Raw genomic sequence first — 26,146 nt, forward strand, 5'->3', positions numbered from 1 at the left:
GCGTTAAGGCGGTGATGGTGAATGGCGGCGGCAATCACCGGCTTTAAGCGGGTGAAGTCGTCCACGACGGGAACGGCGCGCGGTGCGGGCGCGGCGACGGGTTCCGGGAAGAAGCGAGTAATCACGGCAGACATGCCGCGGATGGCGAAAATCAGCAGGAACAGAAACGCCAGCACGAACCCCATGCCGAGGAACATCAGGGTGAAGCCTTCACCTAATAGCAGAGCTGCATTAGTCATAAAATAGCCTTCAGGCAGGAGGCACGATAATGGGGCTATTTATGACGATGAAATAATAAGGGTGGATTTCCCTGAACCGCCCCCGGCCAGAGCCCTTGGTTATTATTATCGTCATAACGTATTACCACCATTATCGTGCAATTTACGTAATCAGGTTTATTTGATAAAACTTACGTTCTGGCATATTTCATCAGCGACGATCTCTTTACGCTGATTAAAAATAATTTTGTTCTGTTCAAACAGATTATTCCCATGGGTATCAATAGAAACAATCAGCGGGCCAAACTCTTTAACCCGACAGACCCACAGCGTTTCCGGCATCCCCAGATCGCGCCATTGGGCATCTTCAATTTCTTCCACGCACACGGCGGCTACAACCGCACAACCGGCAGGGAATACGCAGTGCAGCGCTTTGTGTTCAGCACAGCCCTCTTCGGTACCTTTACCCATACCGCCTTTACCCACAATTAATTTCACGCCGGTCTGCGCAATAAATTCTTTTTCGAATTTCTCCATACGCATGCTGGTGGTTGGTCCCACGGAGACCATTTCAAACTTATCGTCTTCGCCTTTAATTGGGCGGACAATGGGGCCAGCGTGTAAAATAGCGCCGCCGCGAACATCTACCGGAAGTTCGCGACCACCTTCAATTAAACGGCGATGGGCTACGTCACGGCAGGTAACAATATGACCGTTGAGATAAATAATATCGCCAGCCTTAATATCCGCTAAATCTTCATCTTTAATTGGCGTAGTCAGGATTTTTTTAGTCATCAGAAATTCACTCCGCTGTGAGACGTAATGGTGTAATTCAAATCTTTATCGAAAACGATGTGCCCTTTACGGTGCGACCAGCAGCCGACGTTTACCGCCACGCCGATGGTAGAAGGATGACGCGCGGTGTTTTCAATGTTCACGCCCATAACGGAGGTATTACCGGACATCCCCTGCGGCCCCAGGCCAATTTTGTTAATGCCGTCTTCCAGCATTTTTTCCAGCGAGGCTGCACGCTCATTCTCGTTATGCGAACCGATCGGACGCATCAGCGCTTTTTTCGATAGCAGTGCCGCCGTTTCAACAGAGGTCGCTACGCCCACGCCAACCAGCAGCGGCGGACAAGCGTTGAGGCCGTAGCTGGTCATCACATCCAGTACAAAGCGGGTCACACCTTCATAGCCTGCACCCGGCATCAGCACCATCGCTTTCCCCGGCAGAGAACAACCACCGCCCGCCATATAGGTATAAATGCTGCACTGATCGGAATTGGGAACGATTTCCCAGAAGACCGTCGGCGTACCTTTACCCACGTTTTTACCGGTGTTGTATTCATCAAAAGTTTCTACGCTGTTGTGGCGCAGCGGAGAATCTACAGTTGCTTTGATCACCGCCTCACGCAACAACGCTTCCAGCTCGCCAATCAGCGGAAAGTTCGTCCCGCACTCCACCAGAAACTGAATGACACCGGTGTCCTGGCAGGAAGGTCGATCCAGCTCTTTCGCCAGACGCTGGTTCTCAATCATGGTAGTAAAGATGACGTCGGCCAGTTTACTGGTCTCTTTCTTATGCAAATCCTCCAGTTTTGCAGTGACATCATCAGGCAAAACTTTGCCGGTATATCCCACAAACTTGGCCATAACGTCGGTCATATGGGATATCTGTTCACTTTTACTCATAAATGCTCCTTAGTCAGAACAGCTTCCGTTAATTACGGATGAAAAGGGAAAAGGATTGGCAGCAGGATCAAGCTGACAATGGTTGAAACGATAATCAGGGGGATACCGGCCTTAGCGTAGTCGACAAATTTATAGCCACCCGCGGAGAGCACCATCATGTTGGCAGGCATACCGATAGGGGTTGCGTAGGCGCAGGAACCGCCAATGACCGTCGCCATCAGAACCGCACGCGGGTCGGCCCCCATGCCTGCGGCAATGGACAAACTCACCGGCACCAATAGCGCTGTCGTTGCGGTATTGGACATAAAGTTGGTCATCACAACGGATAAGGCGAAAACGGCGATCAGCAACATGAACGGTGAGGAGTTTTGCCCCAGCATGCCGATTACATAGTCCGCAACCAGCTTGCCTGCCCCGGTCATTTCCAGCGCTTTTGCCAGCGCCAGGGTGCCGCCAAAGATAAAAATAGTCTGTGAATCAATGGCTTTATAGGCCTGTTTTTCCGTGAGTACGCCGCTTACTACCAGCACAAGAGCGCCAATACAACCGGTCACGGCCAGGCTGACACCGATCTTCTTCTCAAAGATCATGCCGAGGATCGTTGCGATCAACACCACCAGTGAGAGCCGTTGTTTCCACTGTGGAACATGGCTGTAGTCACGTTGCTCCCCGACGCTCCCCACCTCACCGCCGGTCGCATTATTCGGCAGAAAGCGATAGCCAATAGTCAGGAAGTAGAGAATGCCGCAGATGAGCATCGGGAGACCGATTTTTGCGTATTCAAAAAAGCCAAAGCCGCCGCCAATATTCTGTAGCGCAGACTGCGCGATAAGATTTCCCGGCGCGCCAATTAACGACAGGTTACCGCCCAACGCAGCGGCGAAAACCAGCGGCATCAGTAGACGAGAACGCGAGAAGCCCGATTTTGCCGCCACGCCGATCACCACCGGAATCAAAACCGCAGCGGTACCGGTGTTAGAAAGGACGCCAGACATCAAACCCACCACCACCATAATGGTGAAGATCAGCTGTTTTTCTGTTTTCGCGAAGCGCGTGATGACGCCGCCCACTTTGTTTGCCATACCGGTCTCGAACAAAGCACCGCCCACGATAAACATCGCGACAAAGAGGATGACGTTAGTGTCGATAAAGCCAGCAAAGGCCTGTTTGATATTCAGAACGCCGGTGATCACTAAGGCCACGCAGACAATCATGGAAGTGACGGCTAGCGGCACTTTTTCCCATACAAACATGACGATAGCGAACACCAATAAACATAAGGTAAGGGTAATGGGTTCCATATTTATAATTATCCAATCAATGATATATGATATTGTATCCAATATTGACAGGGAGAAATTATTCCCATACAAAAACTAAGTCAAATCGTTTCTCAGGAAAGATGCAGGAGTGAGATCTACATCAAGATCGTTACTGGACGTGATTAATAGAATTGAAGAATTGGTTGAAGCGCCTGCGATGCTCACGCAGGCGAAAAGATCAGGCAGAAGGGTCACCAACATAGCGGGTCAGCATATTCTCCATTGAGCGAATAATGTGTTCGCGCATGCGCTGGCGTGCCAATGTTTCATCATGAAGTTCAAGAGCTTGCAGAATACTTTTATGTTCCTGAATGGAAATCACGGCATACTCTTCTTCGGTGACCTTATGGCCCATCGACAGGCCGTTCCACATATTACAGAGCAACATTTTCATTTTTTCGTTGCCAGCAACATTCCATATTTCCATATGAAATGCCTGATTCAGGTCGGAGTATTCCGCCGAGTTATTTTCCGCGAGAGCCTTTTCAGCGGCATAATGCACCTGGGCTATCCGCGAGATATCGGTGCCAGGACGAGAAGCTTTAGCCACCGCCTCACTTTCTAACAGCGCGCGAATTTCATAGTGTTCACGGATCGTTTGTTCATTGATGCCCAACACCACCGCCCCTTTATTAGGGCGCACTTTTATCAGCCCATCCGCCGCCAGAATCTGAAACGCCTCGCGCACTGGCATACTGGACACGCCGACCATTCCGGCAATGCCTTCTAACGTAATCTCCTGCCCTTCCACTAACTCCCTCGAAAGAATCGCTTTACGCAGCACTGCCGCGACCTGTTCTTTCGCTGAAAGAAGCTTAATCTTCCCTAACTTAGGCTTCTGCACTTTCCCAATCCTTCATATGTTGACGCATTATTTCTGCTAAAGAGAGGAAATAACGCTGCATAACTTGCCCAATCTCATCACGCCGCCCCTGGCGTATGACGTCAGCCAGTTCAGCGAAAAGCTGCGCCGACTCCTGATTATCTTTTTTCAGATGCAAAATAACATAAGAGACATAACCGTCCAGGAACTGCTGATACACCTTTTCCAGATAGCGGTTATTCACATAAGAAATCAGCATCGCATGACACTCCAGTTCGCAGGATTTGTCTTCTGCGACAGCCAGCGCTTGCGCACGTATCAGAAGGGCATCGCCTACTTCGCTGGGTATCAGCGAAAACATTTCGGCAGCCATCGCGGCAATCACGCGAAAAATATGACTCACGCGATCGGCCTCAAGATGCGCGACCTGCATGTGCCTGTTGGGCAGTCGGATTAAAAAACCTTCCTGTTCGAGTGACTGTAGCGCTTCTCGAACCGGCATTCGTGAAAGACCGAGCTGCTCCGCAATACTTTCCTGCGCGAGTTCTTCTCCCGCTTTTATATTGCCGGAAAGAATTTCATAGCGAAGCATTTGCGTAATGTGATCGCGGGTTTGCGTTCTTTGGATCTTTTTCACGACGTTCTCGTTAATAACCGATAAGACGTGAGGAGTTTAGCAGATTTAGTGCTTGATTTCGTGGCTTGTTTACAGTCAAAGAAGCCGGAGCAAAAGCCCCGGCATCGGGCAGGAACAGCTTATTTATTAATAAAATCTTCACCCAACTGAATATCTTTTTTCAGCGTATCCAGCATAGCGTCCAGCGAATGTTGCTCGAAAGCGCTCAGTGTGCCGATGGATTTACGCTCTTCTACACCGTTTTTACCCAGCAGCAGCGGCTGAGAGAAGAAACGGGCATACTGACCGTCGCCTTCCACATAGGCGCATTCCACCACGCCTTTTTCGCCCTGCAGAGCGCGAACCAGAGAAAGACCGAAACGCGCGGCAGCCTGGCCCATAGAGAGGGTTGCCGATCCGCCGCCGGCTTTCGCCTCGACGACTTCAGTACCGGCGTTCTGAATACGTTTAGTCAGCTCGGCCGCTTCTTGTTCGGTAAAACTTACGCCTGGAATCTGCGACAGCAGCGGCAGAATCGTCACGCCGGAGTGTCCGCCAATCACCGGAACTTCAACTTCCGTTGGCAGCTTACCTTTCAGCTCTGCGACAAAGGTATTAGAGCGGATGATATCCAGCGTGGTAACGCCAAACAGTTTGTTTTTGTCGTATACGCCTGCTTTTTTCAGCACTTCCGCCGCAATCGCAACGGTGGTGTTCACCGGGTTGGTGATAATGCCCACGCACGCTTTCGGGCAGGTTTTAGCGATCTGCTGCACCAGGTTTTTCACGATGCCGGCGTTAACGTTAAACAGGTCGGAACGGTCCATACCCGGCTTACGCGCCACACCCGCAGAAATCAGTACTACGTCAGCGCCTTCAAGCGCCGGGGTTGCGTCTTCACCGGAGAAACCTTTGATTTTTACAGCGGTGGGGATGTGGCTCAAATCAACGGCCACACCGGGAGTCACTGGAGCGATGTCGTACAGGGAGAGTTCTGAACCTGAAGGCAGTTGGTTTTTTAAAAGTAATGCCAGCGCCTGACCGATACCACCAGCAGCGCCGAGGACTGCGACTTTCATCCTAAACTCCTTATTATATGATTAGCTAAGTGTCTATTGCTCCGCGGCGGCGACCTTAATTCACAAATTCAATGATTACAATCCTCACTCATCAAGAATGCGGAGTCGCGCAATTTTGGCTTTTATGCATTTAATTTGCGTAATCCGGATCGACTGCAACCAGAGAGCAACGTTCCTACAGGTGGTGACAATATACCCTACTATCCTCTCAAAACAACATCATTTTGATAACAATTAATTTACTTTTAATCTTATTTGCGAGGCGTGACACAGGCATGTTTCTTGATAACGAAATTTGATAAAATTCCGCTCTTTCATAACATTATTTCAGCCTTAAACAAGGCAGACTGTTTGCATAAAAATTCATCTGTATGCACAATAATGTTGTTTCTACCGCCATATTACGGGTGACTTATGCGAAGCTCGGCTAAACAAGAAGAACTAGTAAGAGCGTTTAAAGCGCTCCTCAAAGAAGAAAAATTCAGCTCACAGGGCGAAATCGTCCTCGCGTTGCAGGATCAGGGCTTTGAAAATATCAATCAGTCCAAGGTCTCGCGCATGTTGACTAAGTTCGGCGCAGTGCGTACACGTAACGCAAAAATGGAAATGGTGTACTGTCTTCCGGCTGAACTGGGCGTCCCAACAACATCCAGTCCGTTGAAAAATCTGGTGCTGGATATCGACTATAACGACGCTGTCGTGGTGATTCATACCAGCCCCGGCGCGGCACAACTCATCGCGCGCCTGCTGGATTCACTGGGGAAAGCAGAAGGTATTCTCGGTACGATTGCCGGCGACGATACTATCTTCACTACGCCTGCCAGCGGCTTTTCCGTAAGAGATCTGTACGAAGCCATTCTGGAACTTTTTGAACAAGAGCTTTAGTCCCACTTCCTCCGTCGTCGTACGGCGGAGGCACCTTTTTGTCCCCTCCCCTCGCCGCTTTCCTGTACGGCTATCATTTGGCAAATCATGCCCTTAAACATTCACCACATGAATGACAAATCAAAAAAACGCACAAAATGTCAAATTTATTAAGACATTGATTTTATTTTATTTTTTAAATGACAGCGGCGAAAAACAGCAATTTTAATTCCATAACGTTATAAAAAATAAAATTTTTAATGTCTTTAAAAAGCAGAAACAATTAGCGTGATATTAATTAATCGCGTTATTAGTGTATACTTAATTTTGTGATGAGGGTCACGAAACAAAGACCCCAGTAAAGGAATTCGACGAGGTAAAAATCATGAAAATCAAAACCACTGTTGCAACATTAAGTATTCTGTCCGTTCTCTCTTTTGGCGCTTTCGCCGCAGAACCTATCAGCGCAGAGCAAGCGCAAAACCGTGAAGCAATCGGATCGGTTTCAGTCAGCGCTATCGGCTCATCGCCTATGGATATGAACGCCATGCTGAGCAAAAAAGCGGATGAACAAGGCGCTACGGCCTACCACATTACCGAAGCGCGTAGCGGCAGCAACTGGCACGCCACTGCCGAACTGTACAAATAAAATTCACCTGCCATCGCATATAACGTGTCATTGCTTCGCGGAGATATCGCATAAGAAAAGCCCATTAATCCGCGAGGTTGACCCTATAAAGGAATAAAAGATCATGAAAACGAAATACATTATCGCATCACTCGGCCTGGCCACTCTGCTCTCTTTCGGCGCAAATGCCGCAGTACATCAGGTCAACGCGGAACAGGCGCAGAATCTGCAACCGATGGGCACCATTTCCGTCTCGCAGATTGGTAGTACGCCAATGGATATGCGCCAAGAGATCGTCGCTAAAGCTGAAAAAGCAGGCGCTAATAGCTATCGCATCATCGAATTAAAAGAAGGTGATAACTGGCACGCCACCGCCGAGTTGTATAAGTAAACCCTCGTCGTCTAACCCGACGACTTGCCCCCGCCTGCCGGGGGCTTTTTTATGCTTTTTCAATGCCGGACATTAAACCGTAGCCGCCCCTCCAGCTCTTCTTCCGCTTCATCAAAGAGTAAAATCAGCGCCCCGTAGCGCCTGCGCAGTTTATCAGGCAGGTGAACGAACTCAATCTCTAGCGGTAGGGGTAAGATATCGCTCATTACCGCATCCCATAATGTATCAAGATCGCTTACTTTCTCACTGGCAAGACCAAACGTCTGCGTAAACTCGCGATAAAAATCGCTTTGGTTTTTAATATCATTAAAATCAAAAGTATAGACATTCATAGCCAGCCACCATCCCCGACAGACAATTGTCTGTTTTACTACTAAGCATCATTATGCAGAGGTTTCACTTCCAGAAACGCTTTTAGCCCCGGAGCACTCTTGCGCTGTTTTTGTATCTCAAATAAGTATAGTCATAAAAAAACCGACGCTTTTGGCATCGGTTCTTGTGGGTTAGCTATCGGTAAGCGCGTTCTGGTATTTATGTAACATACCCGTCAGGCGTTTAACCGGTTCCGTCACCTGCGGCGGCGCCTCCCAGATACGTAATTTCTCCTGATAGATATCCAGCTCATCCAGCAACTGACCAAAGTAGCGTCGCCGTTTATCATCGCTTCCGGCGGAAATAACATGGTCTGCGGTACGACGAAGCTGACGGTGGAACACTGACAGATCTTCATTAACCGGTATCGGCGCGTCGCGCAGACGTTGATGAGCAATGATCATCGTTAGCGCCAGGCGGAACTTCGGCAAATCGCCAGGAAATTTATTCATCAGCAAAAAGAGTTGCTGATATAACGCAGGCAGACGGTTTTCTTTACGGCGTACCACGTTGGTCGTCATTGCCGAGACCGCAGCGGAAACAAACTGATTAAGCAGCACGCGACCGGTTCGATCTTTGGATTTATCACGCACCAGCAGGATGACGATAAACGCCAGCATACAGCCGACAATTTGCCCCAACGCGCTGTCGAGGAACTGGCTGAAATGGAACGTCATCGGATTATCCAACACAATAATGTTAATCGTACTGGCCAGCGCCCCCATCGACCCCAGACGCCGTTTCTGGACCTCAATGCCGATAAAGAACCCCAATACCGCCAGGCTCAAACATAACAACAGCATACTTTGCTGCGTATTGGGAATAATCACCAGGAAATAGAGCAATCCCAGCGGCAACGCCGCCAGAGTGCCATAAATAAAATCGATGCAGACCATGCGCGGATTGGGTAAACGCATCGCCAGCGAGGTCACCACGGCAATCATCACCATCGCGCCATTACCCGATGTCCAGCCGGTCCATAGCCAGAATAATGTCCCCAGAATGCAGGAAAGCGTGGTGCGCCAGAAGTTCACCATCGCATGGTGACGTTCAGCGGATTCCACTTTAACTACGGGCTCGCCTTGCAGGATCTCTTCTTCCGTCGCGCTGATTTTGGTGTTACTGATCACGCCGCGTTTAAGCAATAGATAGCGCGTCGCAGCGCCTACCCAGCTATAAAGCGTGACGGGCGTTTCGCGCTCGCCAGTCCAGACAATGACACGCCGCATCCGTTTTAACTGTCTGTGGACGTCCTGTACCGTTTCAACCGGCGTCTCGAACAGTTCCCGGAATGTATCGGTAATCAGTTCCGGCCGCGTGTTTTGAATAAGATAAGTTTCACAGGATTGCGTAATCAGCGTGAGCGAAAGCGTATTCAACGCTTTCAGGCGGCGGTTAGCGCGTACCCAGCGCGAAGATTCCATATTCAGATTACTTCGCATTCCCTCCAGCGCCGCCGTGCGTCGCACCAGATCGCCCCAGGCGTTGTCGACTTCTTCGCTGTCGCCATGCTTAATACAAAGTTGCATTAGCTGATATTGCGCTACCAGTAAACTGTCCAGTTCGCGATCAACCTCCTGCTTTATCGATCGCGGCGAGAAAAGCAGATCCGCTAAAATAGCGCAGCCAATGCCGATGACGATTTCGCTACAGCGTTCAAGCGCAAATTGCGGCGTGAGTAGCGGCTCCGTCTGAATGGTAATCACAATGATCAGCGCAGTATAACCTGACAGTCCCCACGCATAAGAGTTTTCGATCCGTACTAAAGAGGAGATCCAGGTACAAAAACCGGCCCAGACACAGCACACCAGAATCATCAATAGCGGCGCGCGGATCATAGAGATAATAATGATAAGCGCGGCGATACAGCCAATAAACGTCCCGATAATACGCAACATTCCGCGATAACGGATAGCGCCGGAATAGGGTTCCCCGCCGGCGGCAAATGCCGGGCCTGCCGCCACGATCGCGGCGGTCAGCACCGCCCAACGCGGCGTCTCCAGTTGAAAATGGAAGCCGATAAATAATGCCAGCACAATGGCGCACGCCAGCTTTACCGCAAAACGAATGTGCTGGTTGGCAATGGAGAAAATGCCCATGACGATTAACCGAATTCGCGCAGCCGGTGCGCCAGTTTACGGAAGAAGGAGTCCTGGCTTGCGTCACGATCCTGCTTACCGGTGATCACGACGGTTGCCGTCGTACCGGCAGGCCACAAATTCCCCTGCTGCTCGTCGAGCCGGATACGCACCGGGACACGCTGGGCCAGACGCACCCATTCGAGGTTAGAGTCTATCGTCGCCATCCCTTTCGCATCGCTGGTACTGCTGGCATTCGTTACCCCTGCCGCCACGCTATCGACGGTACCTTTTAATACCCGGTTGCTGCCAAGCGGCGTGATTTCGGCACGATATCCCGGACGCACGCCTTCCAGCTTGGTCTCTTCCATATAGGCCTGCACGTAAAAAGAGTTCTTTTTCACCAGGGCGACGGCTGTGGAACCGCGGGTAATAAATTCACCGGCATAAACATTGAGGTTAGTCACCCAGCCGTCGGCAGGCGCGCGAATGACGGTGCGCTCCAGATCGAGTTTAGCCAGGTCGCGCGTCGCCTGGGCTTTAGCCAGTTGATGCAGTACCGTCTGCAAGACATTGTTCGCCTGATCGATCTCTTCCCGGGACATCGCCTGTACGCCGAGGCGATTACGGCGACCGGCTTCCTGGCGTTTTTCCTGCGCCAGGACCTGATAATAGGCTACATCAGCTTCCGCTTCCGCCAGCGCTTTTTGATAGCGTGGCTGATCGATGGTAAACAGGACCTGATCCTTTTTCACCAGTTGGTTATCATGCACGTTTACATGGGTAATCAGGCCCGCGACATCCGGGGCAATAGCGACGACATCGGCGCTAAAACGCGCGTCGCGCGTCCAGGGAGATTCGGTGTAATACACCCAGGCGCGGAAAATGGCGATAAAGGCCAGAATAACCAGTACGAGGGTAATGGCCGTACGGGAGAGTTTTCTTGTTAGTGTTTTCACTTCAACCTCAAACGAACAGGCGCGATATTAAATAAAACAGACAACAATACAGCGCGGTATTGAACAGAGCCGGATGCCAGACAAAATCATAGATGCCCGTCGGCACAAGCATCCGACGCACCAGCCAAAAAATAGCCAGTGACAAAAGCAATTCGAAAAATATCGGTGGGAAGGAAAGACCAAACACCACGATAACGGGAAACAGACTCATGTTGACCTTGATTTCTGAGAGAGAGCAGGCGATAGATTGTTAAGCTACATCGCCGCAGAGAAGGGCAAGAGACGCCAGGCGAGAGCGACATAGCTCTTATTCGAATAATAGTATATTAACGTAATTGTTATGCTGTTATCTATATTATGTGATCTAAATCACTTTTAAGCCAGAGTGAATAATGGAACGATTAAAACGAATGTCGGTATTCGCCAAAGTTGTCGAGTTTGGCTCTTTTACCGCCGCAGCCAGACAGCTGCAAATGAGCGTATCGTCCATCAGCCAGACTGTGGCGAAACTGGAAGATGAGCTTCAGGTTAAATTGCTCAACCGCAGCACACGCAGCATTGGGCTCACCGAAGCTGGAAAAATCTATTATCAGGGCTGTCGTCGTATGCTGCATGAAGTGCAGGATGTTCACGAGCAGCTTTACGCTTTTAATAACACGCCTATCGGTACATTGCGTATCGGCTGTTCTTCAACCATGGCGCAAAATGTGCTGGCCGGGCTTACCGCAAAATTATTAAAAGAGTATCCCGGTCTGGCGGTCAATCTGGTGACAGGAATTCCGGCTCCGGATTTAATTGCCGACGGGCTGGACGTGGTGATCCGCGTGGGCGCGCTGCAAGACTCCAGCCTGTTTTCCCGTCGACTTGGCGCGATGCCGATGGTTGTGTGCGCCGCCAAGCCCTACCTCGCTCAGTACGGCGTCCCGGAAAAACCCGCCGATCTCAGTAGCCATTCCTGGCTGGAATATAGCGTGCGCCCGGATAATGAGTTTGAACTTATCGCGCCGGAAGGAATTTCTACCCGACTGATTCCACAGGGGCGGTTCGTCACTAACGATCCGATGACGCTGGTACGCTGGCTGACCGCCGGAACCGGAATCGCCTATGTGCCGCTGATGTGGGTGATCGATGAGATCAATCGTGGCGATCTGGAGATCCTGCTGCCTCGCTATCAGTCCGATCCCCGTCCGGTGTACGCGCTGTACACCGAAAAAGATAAGCTGCCGCTTAAAGTGCAGGTAGTGATTAACGCGTTAACTGACTATTTTGTCGATGTCGCACACCTGTTTCAGGGGATGCACGGGCGAGGGAAAGAAAAATAAAAACACCGGGTAATTGCTGAAGACGATTGTAGGCCAGATGCCACCCGACGCAGACATTGCCTGATGGCGCTGCGCTTATCAGGCCTGGGCGGCACACACCACAGGCCTGATAAGGCGGACAGTTATGCGGTGCCGCCAACCGTCAGGTTATCGACTTTCAGCGTCGGCTGGCCTACGCCTACCGGCAGACTTTGCCCCTCTTTACCGCAAACCCCCACCCCGTTATCCAGCTTAAGGTCATTGCCGACCATGGAGATCTGTTGCATCGTTTCAATGCCTGATCCAATTAACGTCGCGCCCTTCACCGGCGTCGTGACTTTGCCGTTTTCAATCAGATACGCTTCCGAGGTAGAGAACACAAACTTGCCGGAGGTGATATCCACCTGACCGCCGCCAAAGTTAGGCGCATAGATGCCGTACTCAACGGATTCGATAATTTCCTGCGGCGTTGACTGCCCCGCCAACATATAGGTATTCGTCATACGCGGCATCGGCAGATGCGCATAAGATTCGCGACGCCCGTTACCGGTCGGCGCAGCGCCCATCAGGCGCGCGTTCAGCTTGTCCTGCATGTATCCTTTCAGCACGCCATTTTCAATCAATACGTTGTACTGGCCTGGCGTACCTTCATCATCGATAGCAACGGAGCCACGACGGTTCATCATTGTGCCGTCATCCACTACGGTGCAAAGCGCGGAGGCAACCTGCTCGCCGATCTGACCGCTAAACACAGACGTCCCACGACGGTTAAAATCACCTTCCAGCCCGTGACCGACCGCTTCGTGCAGCAATACGCCCGGCCACCCGGCGCCCAGAACCACCGGTAATGTCCCCGCTGGCGCAGCGACCGCGGAGAGATTAACCAGCGCCATGCGTACCGCTTCTTTCGCCCACGCGTCGGCACGAACCTCGCCGTCGAGATCGGCAAGAAAATACTCATAACCAAAGCGACCGCCGCCGCCGCTGGCGCCGCGCTCGCGTTTACCGTCTTCTTCCACCTGCACGCTAACGGACAAACGCACCAGTGGACGGACATCCGCCGCCAGCGTCCCGTCGGTCGCCGCCACGAGGATTAATTCATATACGCCAGTCAGGCTGGCGTTAACTTCCTGCACGCGTTTATCGGCTTCTCGCGCCGCTTTATCAACGCGTCTGAGGATATCCAGCTTCTCTTCGCGGCTCATACTTTGCAGCGGATCAAGGGTGGTGTAGAGCGGCTGATGCGCTACGGCGGCGAGCGTTTTTACCTTGCCTTCGCCGTTCTCGCGTACAATGGTTCGCGCTGCCTGCGCACTCTGCTCCAGCGCCAGGAGGCTTATCTGGTCAGCATAAGCAAAACCGGTTTTTTCGCCGCTAATGGCGCGAACGCCAACGCCCTGGTCGATATTATATGAGCCATCTTTAATGATGCGGTCTTCTAAAACCCAGGATTCGTGATAGCTCGACTGAAAATAGAGGTCGCCATAATCAAGACGGCGTTCGGCCAGTTGGCCCAAAATAGCGAACAGATCCTGATGGTTCAGGCCATTCGCCGCTAGCAATTGTTCACTTACCAGGTTCAGACTCATCGTTTTTGCTACTCGTTGATTTCTGCCGGATGGCGGTTCACGCCTTATCCGGACTACGTTGTTAGATTGTGCAAACCGGATAAACGCAGCGCCGTCCGGCATGACTATTTACTGAGAGTGGGGCAATTCCTCGCCCCCGTCAAATCATTGCTGGCTTTCTTTTCTCGGTTGGCGCAGAACTTCGTTGATCTGCGGCGCATCGACCGGACCGGTAATGCGATAACGCAAAATGGAGACCTTGCTCCATAGCGGCCCCAACACTTTACTGGCGGCAAATACCGCCGCGCCGACAATCGGGTTAACGGCAAACGCGGCGGCGACGCCCACGGTGGCGGAAATTTCCGGCGCGACAACGGCCTCCATATCAAGACGACGACGCACCAGATCAACAGAACCTTTCATTGCAATATCCGCTTCCAGCCCATCCACCAGCGTATCGTCAGTATGCAGGACGCCATCTTTAATCCACGCGGTACTATGAATAGAGTCGAAATAGAAGCCCTCGCTAAAGGTATCTCTGAAGTCAAACCGCAGCTTACGCAGCAACGCATCAAAACTGAGCAGCCGCAGTAGCTGTCCGGCATGACCGCTACTGAGATCAGTAAACTCGCCTTTGCCCAGACGCGTACGTAAAATCCCGTTGAGCGTGGCTTCATCAGGTTGCCAGGGCGGGTTTCGCCAGTGCAGATCGTAATCTACGTTAAAAGACGCGTTCTGGATTGGCGTCGAGATGCCGAAGAACCCGGCAGCCGTGTCGAGGTTACTACCATGCAGACTACCTTTCAGCGAGGTTCGTTCATTACCCGGCGCATTCACCCACTCGCCGTTCGCTTTCAAACGGGCGAATCCGGTATCGATCAGGCCATTCGCCAGAGTCAGCGTATTGCCTTTGATGGCGAAATCGCCATCAATACGCCCATATTTTTGCCCCCACAGCCAGCACTCTTCGCAGCGAAGCTGTAAGTCCGGCCAGCCGCGGAAGCTAATCGTGTTCGCCGAAGCCAACGGCGATGTCGGCGTTGGTGACGAGGCGTGCGTTTTTGCGACACCAGGGTTGTAATACAGGTACTTAATGTTCGCCAGCCACGGCGCATGGTTGCGCATGAGCAGCGTGGCGTTCACCTCACGGCCCTGCGCTTCAATTTTTGTTCCATTCAGCGAGGGGGCTGAAACGACGCTCAAATTGTTCCACTGCTGGCCGCCCAGCGATAGCGCGGGAGTACGCAACGTGACGCGTTGAGGAAACTCGGCCGAACTGCTCACGTTATCCGCCGCGCCTTTCTGGAATAACGCCAGCCATTGCGCGCCATCCAGCGCCGGCAGATTGAGCTCAACGCCTTGTTGAGCAGGCAATGGCGGAATCGTCCGGCTGTCCGTCGTCCAGATAGCCCGATCCAACGTCAGCTTCTGATTTAATAACCAGCGGCTGTTAAAGTGATTTTTACTCCCTGCGCTCCCCGTTAGCGCAAAACTTTTCAGGTTGCCGTCAGCCTGAATGTTCACCGGAATGGCTTCGCCTGCGGGTTTATTTAGCGGAGAAGGTAAGTGACTACTCACATTTCTCAGATCGCCGTTCAGCTCGATGTGATAAGTGGTGTCAGCATGATACGGAAGATCGATGCCGACTTTACCATTCCACGTCACGCTGCCGCTCAGGGCATCATTCAGTTGCGGCGGTAAGACGCCCATACGCGTTGGCTGCCAGTTACCGTTCAGGTTGACGGCGACCTGATAGGCTTTTGCCCCTTCCGTCGTACTGAAATCCAGGTTCAGCGGCTGATTAAACCAGTTTGCCGTCAGCGGCCCGCTTTTTAGCGCGCCATTCACAAAGCTGAATTTACCGTTCAGATTTTTGAGCGTGCTGTTTAGCGGCTTAATAAACAGGCTGTTGTTACGCAACGAGACATCGCCCTCAGCGGTAACCTGTTCGCCATCCAGCGGAATATCAAGATGTAAGCGAGCATTCACATCGCCATCTAATTGGAGCTCCGCCAGCGTCGAGCCAAGCGAGTCTTTTAGCGGCGTCTCGTCGAAATAAGGCCCAACGGCTTTTCCCGGCCCGTTAATATCGGCATCAATGAGCAGTTTCTCTTTGGAATAATCCGGAATCGCCGCCGCGAGTTTGCTGGCCTTCACCCCGCCCAAATCGACGCTATCCGAACGCATCCACAGGCCGTCGTTCAGGAAATCCAGTTCAATGTTGAGATTTTTTAGCGCCGGCCAGTCGGGTTGAAAAGCAAACGTCGCATTGCGTAGCGGCACCAGCACTTCAAACTGACCTTCGTTATGCTTATAGGGAAAGAGGTGCGGGTTACCACCGTAAACCAACGTGGCGTTATCCGCCTCACCGCCCTGAATCGCGCCGCTAAGGTAATCGACCAGCGCTTTGCCCATCAGGTTTTCCGGAAAATAGCGCCACGCCTGAGATCCATCGTCGGTACTGATTCCGGCCAGAATGCCCAGCCACGGTTCGTCGCCCGTCGGTTGCAGATAGCGGAACCCGCCGCGCGCATGTACCGCCTTTGCTTTGACGTCAATGTCGCGGCCATCAAGCTGAAAGCCGTTCTCATTTTTCAACCAGCTAAGCGTCGCGACGCCGTTTTCAATTTCCAGCGGCGCGCGAAAAACGGTTTCATAGGGCATTTTAGCCTGCTGCATCGCAACCTTCATCTGCCCGTCTTCTACGCTTCCCGCCAGCGTACCGGAAAAATGTTCCGCGCCGGGCAACAGCTTCCACTGTTTCCAGGCAAGATTTTCCCACGATGCCTGAAAACGCGTTTTTTCGGTCGCCTGTAGCGGAATATCCAGCGCCAGTGTGGCGATCTTTCCGCTCGGCTGCGTAGCCTGCCATATTTCGCCCAGCACAGGCGACAGTTTAGCCGCCAGCGGACGTAATGCTTCCAGCCCCGCCAGTTCAAGATTACTGGCGCGAATGCGTAGTTCATCGCTACGTGTGTGATTCTCGCCGCCGACGTCCTGCTGCGGGAGCCAGGCCACGGTTAAGGCTCCGCTCGGCCAGGGTTTACCATCAAGCGTAATCCGTGTGTCCGGAATATAAAACTGCCAGCCCGGCTGCTCGCGGCTAATCTGCGCCGTCAGGTTATCGACAGACAGCGTGTGCGTCGTGTTATCGCCCAGCCAGCTTGCGCCGCCCTGTTTCAGCCAGATGTCCCCTCCGGCGATTTCGCCTTTACTGAGCGTCATCCAGCCTTCCAGACTGAAACGCGCCGTCTGGAGCGCCACATTATCCTGCATCCATTTGCCCAGCCACGGCTTGACGTCAATATCGTCGGCCTGTAACCAGACTCTGCCGTTATTTAGCAAACCGTCGTCATCGCGTAAATCCATCCGCACCTGCATCACGCCGTGCTGCCCGGTCAGGCTGGAGAGGCTGACCTCGCCTTCGGCGCGGTGCCGCTCTTTGCCGTTTAGCCAGGTAAGCTGTGGGATCGCCAGCTCCGCGCGTTGTCCGGAAAGCGTCAGAAAACTGATTTGGCTATCGCGCAGATCGAAATGATCGAACTGCCGCAGGAAAAGATCGCTTAAACGGCTGGTTTCGATGCCTTCGCCGTCGCTGCTTTGAAGAGGCGTGTTGGTGCGGAAATTGAGTTGCCAGAAGGTCAGGTCGCGAAACTGCCAGCGCATGTGCAACAGGCTTTGCCAGACGTCCAGCGCCAGCGTAACGCGTTTTATCGACAGTTCGCCGCCATCTTTCAGGGCGGCATGAATATTATGCGCTTCCAGCGTAGGGCCAAAATTTTGCCAGCTTGCGGAGAGTTGGCTGGCGGCCAACGGCACGCCGGTCACAGACTCAATCTTATTCAGGATAGCTGGACGCCAGGCGTCAAGATGAGGCAACGCCAGGCGCAGCCCGCTAACCAGCAGCGCTGCAATGACGATGAGCGCGGCTCCAGTGAGCACTAAAATCCCCGGCAATCGCCTCACGCGTCTCTCCTTGTCTGCCAAAAAATACGACTCACACCCCTTGAAGGTATATTGCCGGATGGCGGCGCTTGCGCCTTATCCGGCCTACATGCGCTGGTGCTACTACTCAATTACATCATTACGACGTCAAACTGCTCCTGGTTATAAAGCGGTTCGACCTGAACTTTAACCTGTTTGCCGACAAAGATTTCGACTTCCGCCAGCGCGTGTGATTCTTCGCCTTTCAGCGCTTCCGCCACCGCAGGAGAAGCATAAACCAGGAAGCGATCGGAGTCATAAGCGTGATGAACACGTACAATTTCACGCATGATCTCATAGCAGACGGTTTCCACCGTTTTTACCGTCCCGCGGCCATGACAGGTTGGACATTCGTTACAAAGCACATGTTCCACGCTTTCACGAGTCCGTTTACGAGTCATTTCCACCAGCCCCAGCGGCGAAAAACCGTTAATACTGGTTTTCACGCGATCCTTACTTAACGCCTGTTCCAGCGAATGCAGCACCCGGCGGCGATGATCTTCATTATTCATGTCGATAAAATCGATAATGATAATGCCGCCCAGATTACGCAGGCGTAGCTGGCGGGCAATGGCCTGAGTCGCTTCAATATTGGTATTAAAAATGGTGTCGTCGAGATTACGGTGTCCGACAAACGCGCCGGTATTGATATCTACCGTCGTCATCGCTTCGGTTTGGTCGATGATCAGATAACCGCCAGACTTGAGTTCAACCTTACGCTCCAGCGCGCGCTGGATCTCATTTTCCACGTCATAAAGATCGAAGATCGGCTGATGGCCACTGTAATGCTCCAGCTTACTGGTCATTTCCGGGATGTATTCTGCGGTAAACTCCAGCAGCGACTCATAGGTCAGACGTGAGTCGACGCGAATTCGGTCCAACTGCGCATCGGCGAAATCGCGCAGCACGCGCTGCGCCAGCGCCAGTTCGCCATACATCTGGTAGCGCGTTTGCGGACGCTTTTTGCGCTCCATGACTTTCGTCCAGACGCGCTTGAGATAGGCGGCGTCAGACGCGAGATCCTCTTCACACACGCCTTCCGCTGCGGTACGAATAATAAACCCGCCCTGTTCGTCGCAGTATTCCGCCACCACCTTTTTCAGGCGCTCGCGTTCACTTTCGCTTTCGATGCGCTGGGAAACGCCAACGTGTGACGCGCCGGGCATAAAAACAAGGTAACGGGAGGGCAACGTGATGTCCGTGGTCAAACGCGCGCCTTTCGTGCCGAGCGGATCTTTCACTACCTGCACCATCAGATCCTGTCCCTGACGCACCAGTTCGGAGATATCGCGCACGGTAAACTGTTTTTGCTCGTCGCCCGCCACGCATTCGGTATGCGGCATAATGTCGGAAGCGTGAAGAAATGCGGCTTTATCCAGCCCAATATCTACAAAAGCCGCCTGCATACCTGGAAGTACACGACTTACACGACCTTTGTAGATATTGCCTACGATTCCGCGTCGCGCTTCGCGCTCAATATGGATTTCCTGAAGAATACCGCCATCAATGTACGCCACGCGCGTTTCCGATGGCGTTACGTTTACCAACAATTCAGCCGTCATGTTTATCCCTTTTATCACGCAGTGCGTTAAAATGACTCAACAACTCATACGTTTCAACCAGCGGTAAGCCGACCACGGCGTGATAGCTGCCATTTATCTTCCTGACAAAACAGCCACCCCGCCCCTGAATACCGTATGCACCTGCTTTATCTAAAGGCTCGCCGCTGGCGACATAGCCAGTAATATCCTGCGCAGAAAGCGTGCGGAAAGTCACCTCCGTTACCACCAGACAATCCAGCGTCTGCTGCGAGTCCGCAAGCGCAACAGCAGTCATCACCTGATGCGTATTTCCGGAAAGCAAACGCAGCATTTCTGCGGCATGAGCGGCGTCGCGCGGCTTTTCCAGCACCTCGCCGTTTAACACGACTATCGTATCCGCGCCCAACACCGGCAGATCACGGGGAACCAGCGCCACGCCAGCCTGCGCCTTTTCGCGCGCCAGCCGAACAACATACTGCTGCGCGCTTTCCTGAGCACGCCGTTGCTCTTCAATACCAGGCACGACCTGCTCGAATGAAAATCCAAGTTGAGTCAATAATTCCTGGCGACGCGGGGAACCGGAAGCAAGATACAGAGTTGTCATATCGACCTTTATTGCACAGCAAACTGCTGGCGTACCCTACGCATCAGCAAAAAGAGCCAGGGCCACAGCACGCCATTGACTACACTACTCCAGAACACTTCCGGTCTGAAAGAGACGTTGATCACTAAAAACTCGGCCCAGAAAACAATAATGTCCACGGCCAGTGAAAGCAACATTACCACCAGCGCCTGCTGCCAGAGCGCCAGGTTACGGAAGAGCTGGAATTTCAGAGCGACCAGATAGGCGACAATACTCATCGACAGAGCGCGCACGCCAAGTGTGGAACCGCTGATGAGATCAAGTATGGCACCCATCACAAATCCCGTCCCCACATTTACGCGGTGCGGCAGGGCCAGAATCCAGTACAGTAAGATGAGCAAAACCCAGTTTGGCCGGAAAACAATGATGTCGTCCGGCCAGGGCATGATTTGCAGCAACAGCGCAATAAGAAAAGAGAGCCAGATAACCCAGCGCCCCCGGCTACGATAGCTCGCCACCATTACCCTCCCGGCGCACGCGCAGGCGGCGTGGTCGCGCCCGAAGGCGATGGTTGCGTTGATACCGGCGCCGTCTGGCCCGCAGATGGCTGAGTAATCCCCGTCGCCGGGTCCGGCACTGGCGCCGGCGGCCCCATCGCATCCGGAGAAGGCAACACCTGCGGCATCATCTGCATCAGGCGCTCATTGGCGACGCGGTGAACCTCTTCCGGCGTCATCGGATTGGCGCCGTTACGATCGGCTCCCCACAACAGCAGCAGATAGCGCAAACGCTGCAAACCCGCGGTTGGACGTGCCTGAATGACGGTATAGGCGCGCTGAGTGTCCAGCTTGACGGAGGAGACCACCGCCACCGGATACCCTTCCGGGAAACGCCCACCAAGTCCGGACGTTACCAGCACATCGCCGACGCGAATATCGGTATTGGCGGGCAGATGTTCAAGCTGAAGATCGTCAGTACAGCCGTTACCGGCGGCAATCACGCGGATGTCATTGCGCAGTACCTGAATCGGCAGCGCATGAGTCGCATCGCAAATCAGCAACACGCGGCTGGTCAGTTTCGCCACGGCGACAACCTGCCCTACGACACCTTTGTCGCTAATGACCGGTTGACCTTCATATACGCCATTAACGCTGCCTTTATCGATAACGACCTGATCGCTGTAAGGATCGTTAACCGTTGAAATAACCTGCGTCACCATTTTCTGCTCGTCCTGACGCAGCGGCGACCCCAGCAGCTCGCGCAACCGCGCGTTCTCCTGTTTGTACTGCCCCAGCATCAGCAGGTCGCTGTTTTTTAGCAGTAATTCCTGGCGCAGCGCCCGGTTTTCCAGCTCAAGCTGGTCGCGAGAAGCCAGCGTTTGTGACACGCTGTCGAGCAGTTCACGAGGGCCGTTTGAAATAAAATAGAAAGGACTGACGGCAGTGTCCATGTACGTTCGGATTTGACTGAACGTCCCCAGGCGGCTGTCGGCAATGATAACGCCGAGCGCCACCAGCACCGCCAGAATAAGGCGAATCTGTAGCGACGGGCCACGGCTAAAAATTGGCTTCATAGGCTATGCGTATTCTCGCGTCGGAGAGGCAGGACAATCCAGGGATAATCCTGCCCGTGTCCAACTACTCTTCGCTGAACAGGTCGCCGCCGTGCATATCGATCATTTCCAGCGCCTTGCCGCCGCCGCGCGCCACACAGGTCAGCGGATCTTCAGCAACCACGACAGGAATGCCCGTCTCTTCCATTAACAGACGGTCAAGGTTACGCAGCAGCGCGCCGCCGCCGGTGAGCACCATACCGCGCTCGGAGATGTCTGACGCCAGCTCCGGCGGACACTGTTCCAGCGCCACCATTACCGCGCTGACGATACCGGTCAACGGTTCCTGCAACGCTTCCAGAATCTCGTTTGAGTTCAGGGTAAAGCCGCGTGGAACGCCTTCCGCCAGGTTACGGCCACGCACTTCGATCTCGCGGACTTCGTCGCCCGGATAAGCGGAACCGATTTCGTGTTTAATACGCTCTGCGGTGGCTTCACCAATCAGAGAACCGTAGTTACGACGAACGTAATTAATGATGGCTTCGTCGAAGCGGTCACCACCAATACGGACAGAAGAAGAGTAAACCACGCCGTTCAGGGAGATCACGGCAACTTCAGTGGTACCACCACCGATATCCACAACCATTGAACCGGTTGCTTCAGAAACTGGCAGACCTGCGCCGATCGCGGCCGCCATCGGCTCTTCGATCAAAAAGACTTCACGGGCGCCTGCGCCCTGAGCGGATTCACGAATTGCGCGGCGTTCTACCTGCGTCGCGCCGACCGGCACGCATACCAGTACGCGCGGGCTTGGGCGCATAAAGCTGTTGCTGTGCACTTGTTTAATAAAGTGCTGGAGCATTTTTTCAGTCACAAAGAAGTCAGCGATAACGCCGTCTTTCATCGGACGGATCGCAGCGATATTGCCCGGCGTACGGCCCAGCATCTGCTTCGCATCATGACCGACTGCAGCCACGCTTTTCGGCGAACCGGCACGATCCTGACGAATGGCCACAACGGAAGGCTCATTCAATACGATGCCTTGTCCTTTTACATAAATGAGGGTATTCGCGGTACCCAGGTCAATGGACAGGTCATTGGAAAACATGCCACGAAATTTTTTCAACATACTAAGGGATAATCCTGAAAGCTGGGGCGGAAAACAAAATCCGCTTACTTTACCAACCACACGCAGCAGCGACAAGGCGCAAAAATCATCTGCTACGGTGAAAATTAGTGCAGTTCGTTTCCTTTGTTACAAATCTCGGCCTGAGTCCCTCAGGGCTGAAAAAATCAGCAGCAATCCTCGCCTTCGTTTGCAACCTGTCAAAGGTCATTCACCTGCATATTTGCTGCAACAATCTGGCGAGCAGACAAGCACACCCCCATGAGGCGCAGCGCGCGTTATTCTACGTGAAAACAAATTAAACGGCAGGTTAAACCGAGTATCTTTGCGAATATTTTTTCACGTTTGTGTCAAGTAGTTGGGAGGAGGCAAAAAAATCACCCTGCCCGCCAGCCACGCCGCGTTTTGTCAGCGTCTGCCACTCGCCGCGCGAACGGACGCCCGTCGCGTAAACCTGCGTAGGCGTGCCCGCGCAGGCCTCTACCAGACTTTGAACCAGAAGCTGGTTTTCCGTTCGCTTCTCAATGTTTCTGACCAGACTCGGATGCAGCTTGAGTAATTCCACATTGAGCGCTTTAATCCAGCTCGTGCTAACCAGCGTCAAACCCGCCTGTGTCACCGCCACCCGAACGCCAAGCGCATTGACTAAGCGAAGGATGGGTTGTAACCGGCTGATGTGTTGACAAACATCTGCCTCCGCAAGTTCAATAATTATGCGATTTCGCTGTGATTTTTCACACTGCATTAACGTATCGCGCAACCAGCGCTGAAAACGCGGACGAATCAGCGACTCGACCGTCAACTGCATTGCCAGATTTTCATCCGGCCAGTAGCCCAGCAACGTAATCAGGCGGCTAATTTGTAATCTGTCATACTCTTCCGATAAACCAAATTGCAACACCATCGGCATATACTCCGCCGAGCTCACCTCTTCTTTACCGTCATAGATGCGACACATCAATTCCCGATGATGTACGCGACCTTCTCGCGTGACCGCCGGTTTTTGATAAAGTCGCGGTCCGCCCCGGTTCAGCATCTGCTCAATCAATGTGCGCCAGCGCACATTGCCGCGCCCTTTTTCCGGCAGCGTGTCGTCGTAGATAGCCCAGCTATTTCCCCCCTGCAGGGCGGCGTTCCGCGCCGCGGCTTCAGCATGTTCCATCACCTGCTCGGTGGACTGTCCGCTGCGCCAGGCGCAAATGCCGATATGTACCATATCGTCACGATCGAGCATTTTGTTAGCCGGTAGCGCATCGACAGCTTTTAAAAGTTGTCCGGCAATACTTTCCGCTTCTTTCAGCGTTCGATGCGGTAGCAGCACGGCAAAGTCGCTGCGGTGATAACGCGCCAGCAGCGAGCCTGGGTAACGCATAATAAATGTCGATAGCAGATTGATAAGCATAAACATCTGCTCTTCCGCCTGATTGCCTCCCAGGCTGTCGCGCAGAAGATTGAAATCTGGCAAGCGGATCATCATCACCACGCCATGCACTCCCACTTTTTCCTGATCTTCCAGCAGCGTCGCCAGTTGGTTATCAAAAAACAGACGGTTACCGAGCCCGGTTTTGGTGTCCTGCGCGGCGTAGGAGCGAATGAGGGTGTCCAGGCGACTACGCTGTTCGTGAGCAAACTGAATTTCGGAAAGCAATACATCAAGCGCGCTACTGGTGCGCGCCGGCCATTCGTAAACAGAACCGCGGACATTCGCCCTACGTTCGCCGTTCAGAATACGCGTGGAGCGAATTTCCAGAAGCTCCTGCCCGGAAAGCTGCCGCTGCAGCCAGCGCACCGATAAAAACAAAATCAGAACGATAAAACCGATCGCCAGCGTCAGCGGCGCCGTGGTGATCAGTGAGTGAAAATAGTTACCCATCGGGTCCTGATAAACCAGACGTAGCGACATTCCTGGATGTTTTATCAGCGGTACGACCAGCTCGCGATACATGTCGCTGGTGCCGGCTGGCCGATAACCTCTGGCGCGAGAATGGCTGTAGACGCTGCGCTCCCCCTGCAACAGATCGACACGCACAATATCGGAAGCAATCATGAGCTCGTCGATTTGCGGCGTCAGCGAGACAATATCATGGGTCACCAGGTGCGTATCAATGGCTGTTGCCGTCGCCTGCACACGGCTGACATACTTATACTGTACGGCGTTATAAAAGCTTAGCGAGCAACCTATCAGAGTCACGAAGATCGTTAACCCCGTGAGCAGCGTGATAAAAGCTGAGAATTTCGTCGTTAATCGCATCCTTGAGTTAACTCCGACGGTTATAAACAGTATGAAAAAGCGAATCTGAAGGCGGAATTCGCCACGGCGCGCAATGAAGCAGGCATACTACCAAAATGGATCTATCTGGCAATTTATTGCGTTGCATCGGCATCACGTTTTAATTAGCGAGTATAGTCTTCGTAGCTATTTTTCCAATCTACCATGTAAAGTGAGGACAGGTTATGCAGGCGTTGATCTTAGAACAGCAGGACGGTAAAACCCTCGCATCCGTGCAACATCTCGAAGAGAGTCAACTGCCGGCAGGTGATGTGACGGTGGATGTCCACTGGTCCAGCCTGAATTATAAAGATGCTCTGGCTATCACCGGAAAAGGGAAAATTATCCGTCATTTTCCGATGATTCCTGGTATTGATTTCGCCGGCACCGTTCACGCAAGCGAAGATCCTCGCTTTCATGCAGGCCAGGAAGTACTACTGACTGGCTGGGGCGTGGGCGAAAACCACTGGGGCGGCCTGGCCGAACGCGCACGCGTTAAAGGCGACTGGCTGGTCGCGCTGCCTGCGGGACTGAGCAGCCGTAACGCCATGATCATCGGCACCGCCGGTTTTACCGCCATGCTGTGCGTCATGGCGCTTGAAGATGCAGGTATTCGCCCGCAAGACGGTGAGGTTGTCGTCACCGGCGCCAGCGGCGGTGTGGGCAGCACTGCCGTTGCATTACTGCATAAGCTGGGCTATCAGGTTGCAGCAGTATCAGGACGTGAAAGCACCCACGGCTATCTTAAGAGCCTGGGAGCTAACCGTATTCTCAGCCGCGATGAGTTTGCTGAATCTCGCCCGTTGGAAAAACAGCTGTGGGCCGGTGCAATTGATACCGTTGGCGATAAAGTGCTGGCGAAAGTGCTGGCACAGATGAACTATGGCGGTTGCGTGGCCGCCTGCGGCCTGGCGGGCGGCTTCGCGCTGCCGACCACCGTTATGCCATTCATTCTGCGTAATGTGCGTTTGCAAGGGGTGGACTCGGTGATGACCCCACCGGCACGTCGCGCAGAAGCCTGGGCGCGTTTGGTTAAGGATCTGCCGGAGTCGTTCTATGCTCAGGCCGCCACAGAGATTACGCTGGCGGATGCGCCGAAGTTCGCCGATGCCATCATCAATAATCAGGTTCAGGGCCGTACGCTGGTGAAGATAAAATAACGTCACGTATAAAAAATT

At 52.9% G+C, this 26,146-nt stretch carries 24 protein-coding genes; 5 read left to right on the forward strand and 19 right to left on the reverse strand.

Translation table 11 applies throughout. The annotated features are described in order from the left end of the window. From ACLJRU_RS21920 to mdh, 7 genes are all read right to left on the reverse strand, one after another. On the reverse strand, positions 1-239 hold a 239-nt coding region (locus ACLJRU_RS21920; RefSeq protein ID WP_000180123.1), incomplete at its 3' end, for an oxaloacetate decarboxylase subunit gamma. A gap of 156 nt (positions 240-395) precedes the next feature. Beyond that, a complete protein-coding gene (gene ttdB, locus ACLJRU_RS21925) occupies positions 396-1,013 on the reverse strand; it encodes a L(+)-tartrate dehydratase subunit beta (RefSeq protein WP_000162405.1) in 618 nt (205 codons plus the stop codon). Further along, positions 1,013-1,912, reverse strand: a complete 900-nt coding sequence (gene ttdA, locus ACLJRU_RS21930) for a L(+)-tartrate dehydratase subunit alpha (RefSeq protein ID WP_000045349.1) — start codon at positions 1,910-1,912, stop codon at positions 1,013-1,015. The genes ttdB and ttdA overlap by 1 nt, the downstream gene beginning before the upstream one ends. A 32-nt stretch (positions 1,913-1,944) precedes the next feature. Then, on the reverse strand, positions 1,945-3,213 hold the full coding sequence (locus tag ACLJRU_RS21935) for an SLC13 family permease (RefSeq protein ID WP_000433390.1): 1,269 nt from the start codon (positions 3,211-3,213) through the stop codon (positions 1,945-1,947). 199 nt (positions 3,214-3,412) lie between these two features. Beyond that, positions 3,413-4,078 carry a GntR family transcriptional regulator gene (locus tag ACLJRU_RS21940; protein WP_001171581.1) on the reverse strand — a complete coding sequence of 222 codons (666 nt, stop codon included), beginning with the start codon at positions 4,076-4,078 and terminating at the stop codon, positions 3,413-3,415. Next, a complete protein-coding gene (locus tag ACLJRU_RS21945; protein ID WP_000723776.1) occupies positions 4,065-4,694 on the reverse strand; it encodes a GntR family transcriptional regulator in 630 nt (209 codons plus the stop codon). The genes ACLJRU_RS21940 and ACLJRU_RS21945 overlap by 14 nt, the downstream gene beginning before the upstream one ends. 119 nt (positions 4,695-4,813) lie before the next feature. Beyond that, complete coding sequence (gene mdh, locus ACLJRU_RS21950; protein ID WP_000861586.1) at positions 4,814-5,752, reverse strand: malate dehydrogenase; 939 nt, start codon at positions 5,750-5,752, stop codon at positions 4,814-4,816. Positions 5,753-6,166: 414 nt separating this feature from the next. On the opposite strand from mdh, the gene argR reads away from it, so the two are divergent. From argR to yhcN-B, 3 genes are all read left to right on the forward strand, one after another. Next, entirely contained in the window at positions 6,167-6,637 is a 471-nt protein-coding gene (argR, locus tag ACLJRU_RS21955; RefSeq protein ID WP_001257852.1) for a transcriptional regulator ArgR, read from the forward strand. Between the two features lie 364 nt (positions 6,638-7,001). After that, entirely contained in the window at positions 7,002-7,265 is a 264-nt protein-coding gene (gene yhcN, locus ACLJRU_RS21960) for a peroxide/acid stress response protein YhcN (RefSeq protein WP_000695693.1), read from the forward strand. 103 nt (positions 7,266-7,368) lie between these two features. Continuing rightward, entirely contained in the window at positions 7,369-7,635 is a 267-nt protein-coding gene (yhcN-B, locus tag ACLJRU_RS21965) for a DUF1471 family stress response protein YhcN-B (protein ID WP_000853277.1), read from the forward strand. Between the two features lie 59 nt (positions 7,636-7,694). On the opposite strand, the gene ACLJRU_RS21970 is transcribed toward yhcN-B, so the two are convergent. The 4 genes from ACLJRU_RS21970 to aaeX all read right to left on the reverse strand — a co-directional run bounded on the left by ACLJRU_RS21970 (position 7,695) and on the right by aaeX (position 11,255). Then, positions 7,695-7,967 (reverse strand): hypothetical protein, encoded by a 273-nt coding sequence (locus tag ACLJRU_RS21970; protein WP_001103887.1) that lies wholly within the window; start codon positions 7,965-7,967, stop codon positions 7,695-7,697. Between the two features lie 171 nt (positions 7,968-8,138). Then, positions 8,139-10,106 (reverse strand): p-hydroxybenzoic acid efflux pump subunit AaeB, encoded by a 1,968-nt coding sequence (gene aaeB, locus ACLJRU_RS21975; protein ID WP_000510913.1) that lies wholly within the window; start codon positions 10,104-10,106, stop codon positions 8,139-8,141. 5 nt (positions 10,107-10,111) lie between these two features. Then, on the reverse strand, positions 10,112-11,044 hold the full coding sequence (aaeA, locus tag ACLJRU_RS21980; protein WP_000855134.1) for a p-hydroxybenzoic acid efflux pump subunit AaeA: 933 nt from the start codon (positions 11,042-11,044) through the stop codon (positions 10,112-10,114). A 7-nt stretch (positions 11,045-11,051) separates the two neighbouring features. Next, positions 11,052-11,255 (reverse strand): p-hydroxybenzoic acid efflux pump operon protein AaeX, encoded by a 204-nt coding sequence (aaeX, locus tag ACLJRU_RS21985; RefSeq protein ID WP_000051840.1) that lies wholly within the window; start codon positions 11,253-11,255, stop codon positions 11,052-11,054. A 181-nt stretch (positions 11,256-11,436) separates the two neighbouring features. On the opposite strand from aaeX, the gene aaeR reads away from it, so the two are divergent. Further along, positions 11,437-12,366 carry an HTH-type transcriptional activator AaeR gene (aaeR, locus tag ACLJRU_RS21990; protein ID WP_000440300.1) on the forward strand — a complete coding sequence of 310 codons (930 nt, stop codon included), beginning with the start codon at positions 11,437-11,439 and terminating at the stop codon, positions 12,364-12,366. A 122-nt stretch (positions 12,367-12,488) separates the two neighbouring features. On the opposite strand, the gene tldD is transcribed toward aaeR, so the two are convergent. The 8 genes from tldD to csrD form a co-directional block, all read right to left on the reverse strand. Beyond that, positions 12,489-13,934: a metalloprotease TldD gene (gene tldD / locus ACLJRU_RS21995; protein WP_000055936.1), complete on the reverse strand. Its 1,446-nt coding sequence runs from the start codon at positions 13,932-13,934 to the stop codon at positions 12,489-12,491. A 144-nt stretch (positions 13,935-14,078) separates the two neighbouring features. After that, complete coding sequence (gene yhdP / locus ACLJRU_RS22000; protein WP_024148676.1) at positions 14,079-17,879, reverse strand: AsmA2 domain-containing protein YhdP; 3,801 nt, start codon at positions 17,877-17,879, stop codon at positions 14,079-14,081. Between the two features lie 110 nt (positions 17,880-17,989). Continuing rightward, positions 17,990-19,459, reverse strand: a complete 1,470-nt coding sequence (rng, locus tag ACLJRU_RS22005; RefSeq protein ID WP_000123188.1) for a ribonuclease G — start codon at positions 19,457-19,459, stop codon at positions 17,990-17,992. Next, complete coding sequence (locus tag ACLJRU_RS22010; protein ID WP_000210306.1) at positions 19,449-20,042, reverse strand: Maf family protein; 594 nt, start codon at positions 20,040-20,042, stop codon at positions 19,449-19,451. The genes rng and ACLJRU_RS22010 overlap by 11 nt, the downstream gene beginning before the upstream one ends. Positions 20,043-20,050: 8 nt before the next feature. Beyond that, the gene (gene mreD, locus ACLJRU_RS22015) at positions 20,051-20,539 is read right to left on the reverse strand and encodes a rod shape-determining protein MreD (protein ID WP_023235983.1); all 489 of its coding nucleotides are present in this window, start codon (positions 20,537-20,539) and stop codon (positions 20,051-20,053) included. Between the two features lie 2 nt (positions 20,540-20,541). Continuing rightward, the gene (gene mreC, locus ACLJRU_RS22020; protein ID WP_000802538.1) at positions 20,542-21,594 is read right to left on the reverse strand and encodes a rod shape-determining protein MreC; all 1,053 of its coding nucleotides are present in this window, start codon (positions 21,592-21,594) and stop codon (positions 20,542-20,544) included. A gap of 64 nt (positions 21,595-21,658) precedes the next feature. After that, positions 21,659-22,702 carry a rod shape-determining protein MreB gene (gene mreB / locus ACLJRU_RS22025; RefSeq protein WP_000913396.1) on the reverse strand — a complete coding sequence of 348 codons (1,044 nt, stop codon included), beginning with the start codon at positions 22,700-22,702 and terminating at the stop codon, positions 21,659-21,661. Between the two features lie 307 nt (positions 22,703-23,009). Beyond that, positions 23,010-24,950, reverse strand: a complete 1,941-nt coding sequence (csrD, locus tag ACLJRU_RS22030) for an RNase E specificity factor CsrD (protein WP_001241382.1) — start codon at positions 24,948-24,950, stop codon at positions 23,010-23,012. Between the two features lie 203 nt (positions 24,951-25,153). Between csrD and ACLJRU_RS22035 the strand changes: the two genes are divergently transcribed. Continuing rightward, complete coding sequence (locus ACLJRU_RS22035; RefSeq protein WP_001148246.1) at positions 25,154-26,128, forward strand: MDR family oxidoreductase; 975 nt, start codon at positions 25,154-25,156, stop codon at positions 26,126-26,128. The last annotated feature ends 18 nt before the right edge of the window (positions 26,129-26,146 follow it).

The organism is Salmonella sp. SAL00653, assembly GCF_046552515.1.
In the GTDB taxonomy this organism is placed as follows: Bacteria; Pseudomonadota; Gammaproteobacteria; order Enterobacterales; family Enterobacteriaceae; genus Salmonella; species Salmonella enterica.

What these genes read in the sequence shown, in the direction of transcription:
- ACLJRU_RS21935 (WP_000433390.1), bottom strand. Translation starts at nt 3,213, where the DNA reads ATGGAACCCATTACCCTTACCTTATGTTTATTGGTGTTCGCTATCGTC.
- ACLJRU_RS21970 (WP_001103887.1), bottom strand. Translation starts at nt 7,967, where the DNA reads ATGAATGTCTATACTTTTGATTTTAATGATATTAAAAACCAAAGCGAT.
- ttdA (WP_000045349.1), bottom strand. Translation starts at nt 1,912, where the DNA reads ATGAGTAAAAGTGAACAGATATCCCATATGACCGACGTTATGGCCAAG.
- aaeR (WP_000440300.1), top strand. Translation starts at nt 11,437, where the DNA reads ATGGAACGATTAAAACGAATGTCGGTATTCGCCAAAGTTGTCGAGTTT.
- rng (WP_000123188.1), bottom strand. Translation starts at nt 19,459, where the DNA reads ATGACGGCTGAATTGTTGGTAAACGTAACGCCATCGGAAACGCGCGTG.
- mreB (WP_000913396.1), bottom strand. Translation starts at nt 22,702, where the DNA reads ATGTTGAAAAAATTTCGTGGCATGTTTTCCAATGACCTGTCCATTGAC.
- ACLJRU_RS22010 (WP_000210306.1), bottom strand. Translation starts at nt 20,042, where the DNA reads ATGACAACTCTGTATCTTGCTTCCGGTTCCCCGCGTCGCCAGGAATTA.
- aaeX (WP_000051840.1), bottom strand. Translation starts at nt 11,255, where the DNA reads ATGAGTCTGTTTCCCGTTATCGTGGTGTTTGGTCTTTCCTTCCCACCG.
- csrD (WP_001241382.1), bottom strand. Translation starts at nt 24,950, where the DNA reads ATGCGATTAACGACGAAATTCTCAGCTTTTATCACGCTGCTCACGGGG.
- ACLJRU_RS22035 (WP_001148246.1), top strand. Translation starts at nt 25,154, where the DNA reads ATGCAGGCGTTGATCTTAGAACAGCAGGACGGTAAAACCCTCGCATCC.
- argR (WP_001257852.1), top strand. Translation starts at nt 6,167, where the DNA reads ATGCGAAGCTCGGCTAAACAAGAAGAACTAGTAAGAGCGTTTAAAGCG.
- mreC (WP_000802538.1), bottom strand. Translation starts at nt 21,594, where the DNA reads ATGAAGCCAATTTTTAGCCGTGGCCCGTCGCTACAGATTCGCCTTATT.
- aaeB (WP_000510913.1), bottom strand. Translation starts at nt 10,106, where the DNA reads ATGGGCATTTTCTCCATTGCCAACCAGCACATTCGTTTTGCGGTAAAG.
- yhcN-B (WP_000853277.1), top strand. Translation starts at nt 7,369, where the DNA reads ATGAAAACGAAATACATTATCGCATCACTCGGCCTGGCCACTCTGCTC.
- ttdB (WP_000162405.1), bottom strand. Translation starts at nt 1,013, where the DNA reads ATGACTAAAAAAATCCTGACTACGCCAATTAAAGATGAAGATTTAGCG.
- yhcN (WP_000695693.1), top strand. Translation starts at nt 7,002, where the DNA reads ATGAAAATCAAAACCACTGTTGCAACATTAAGTATTCTGTCCGTTCTC.
- mdh (WP_000861586.1), bottom strand. Translation starts at nt 5,752, where the DNA reads ATGAAAGTCGCAGTCCTCGGCGCTGCTGGTGGTATCGGTCAGGCGCTG.
- tldD (WP_000055936.1), bottom strand. Translation starts at nt 13,934, where the DNA reads ATGAGTCTGAACCTGGTAAGTGAACAATTGCTAGCGGCGAATGGCCTG.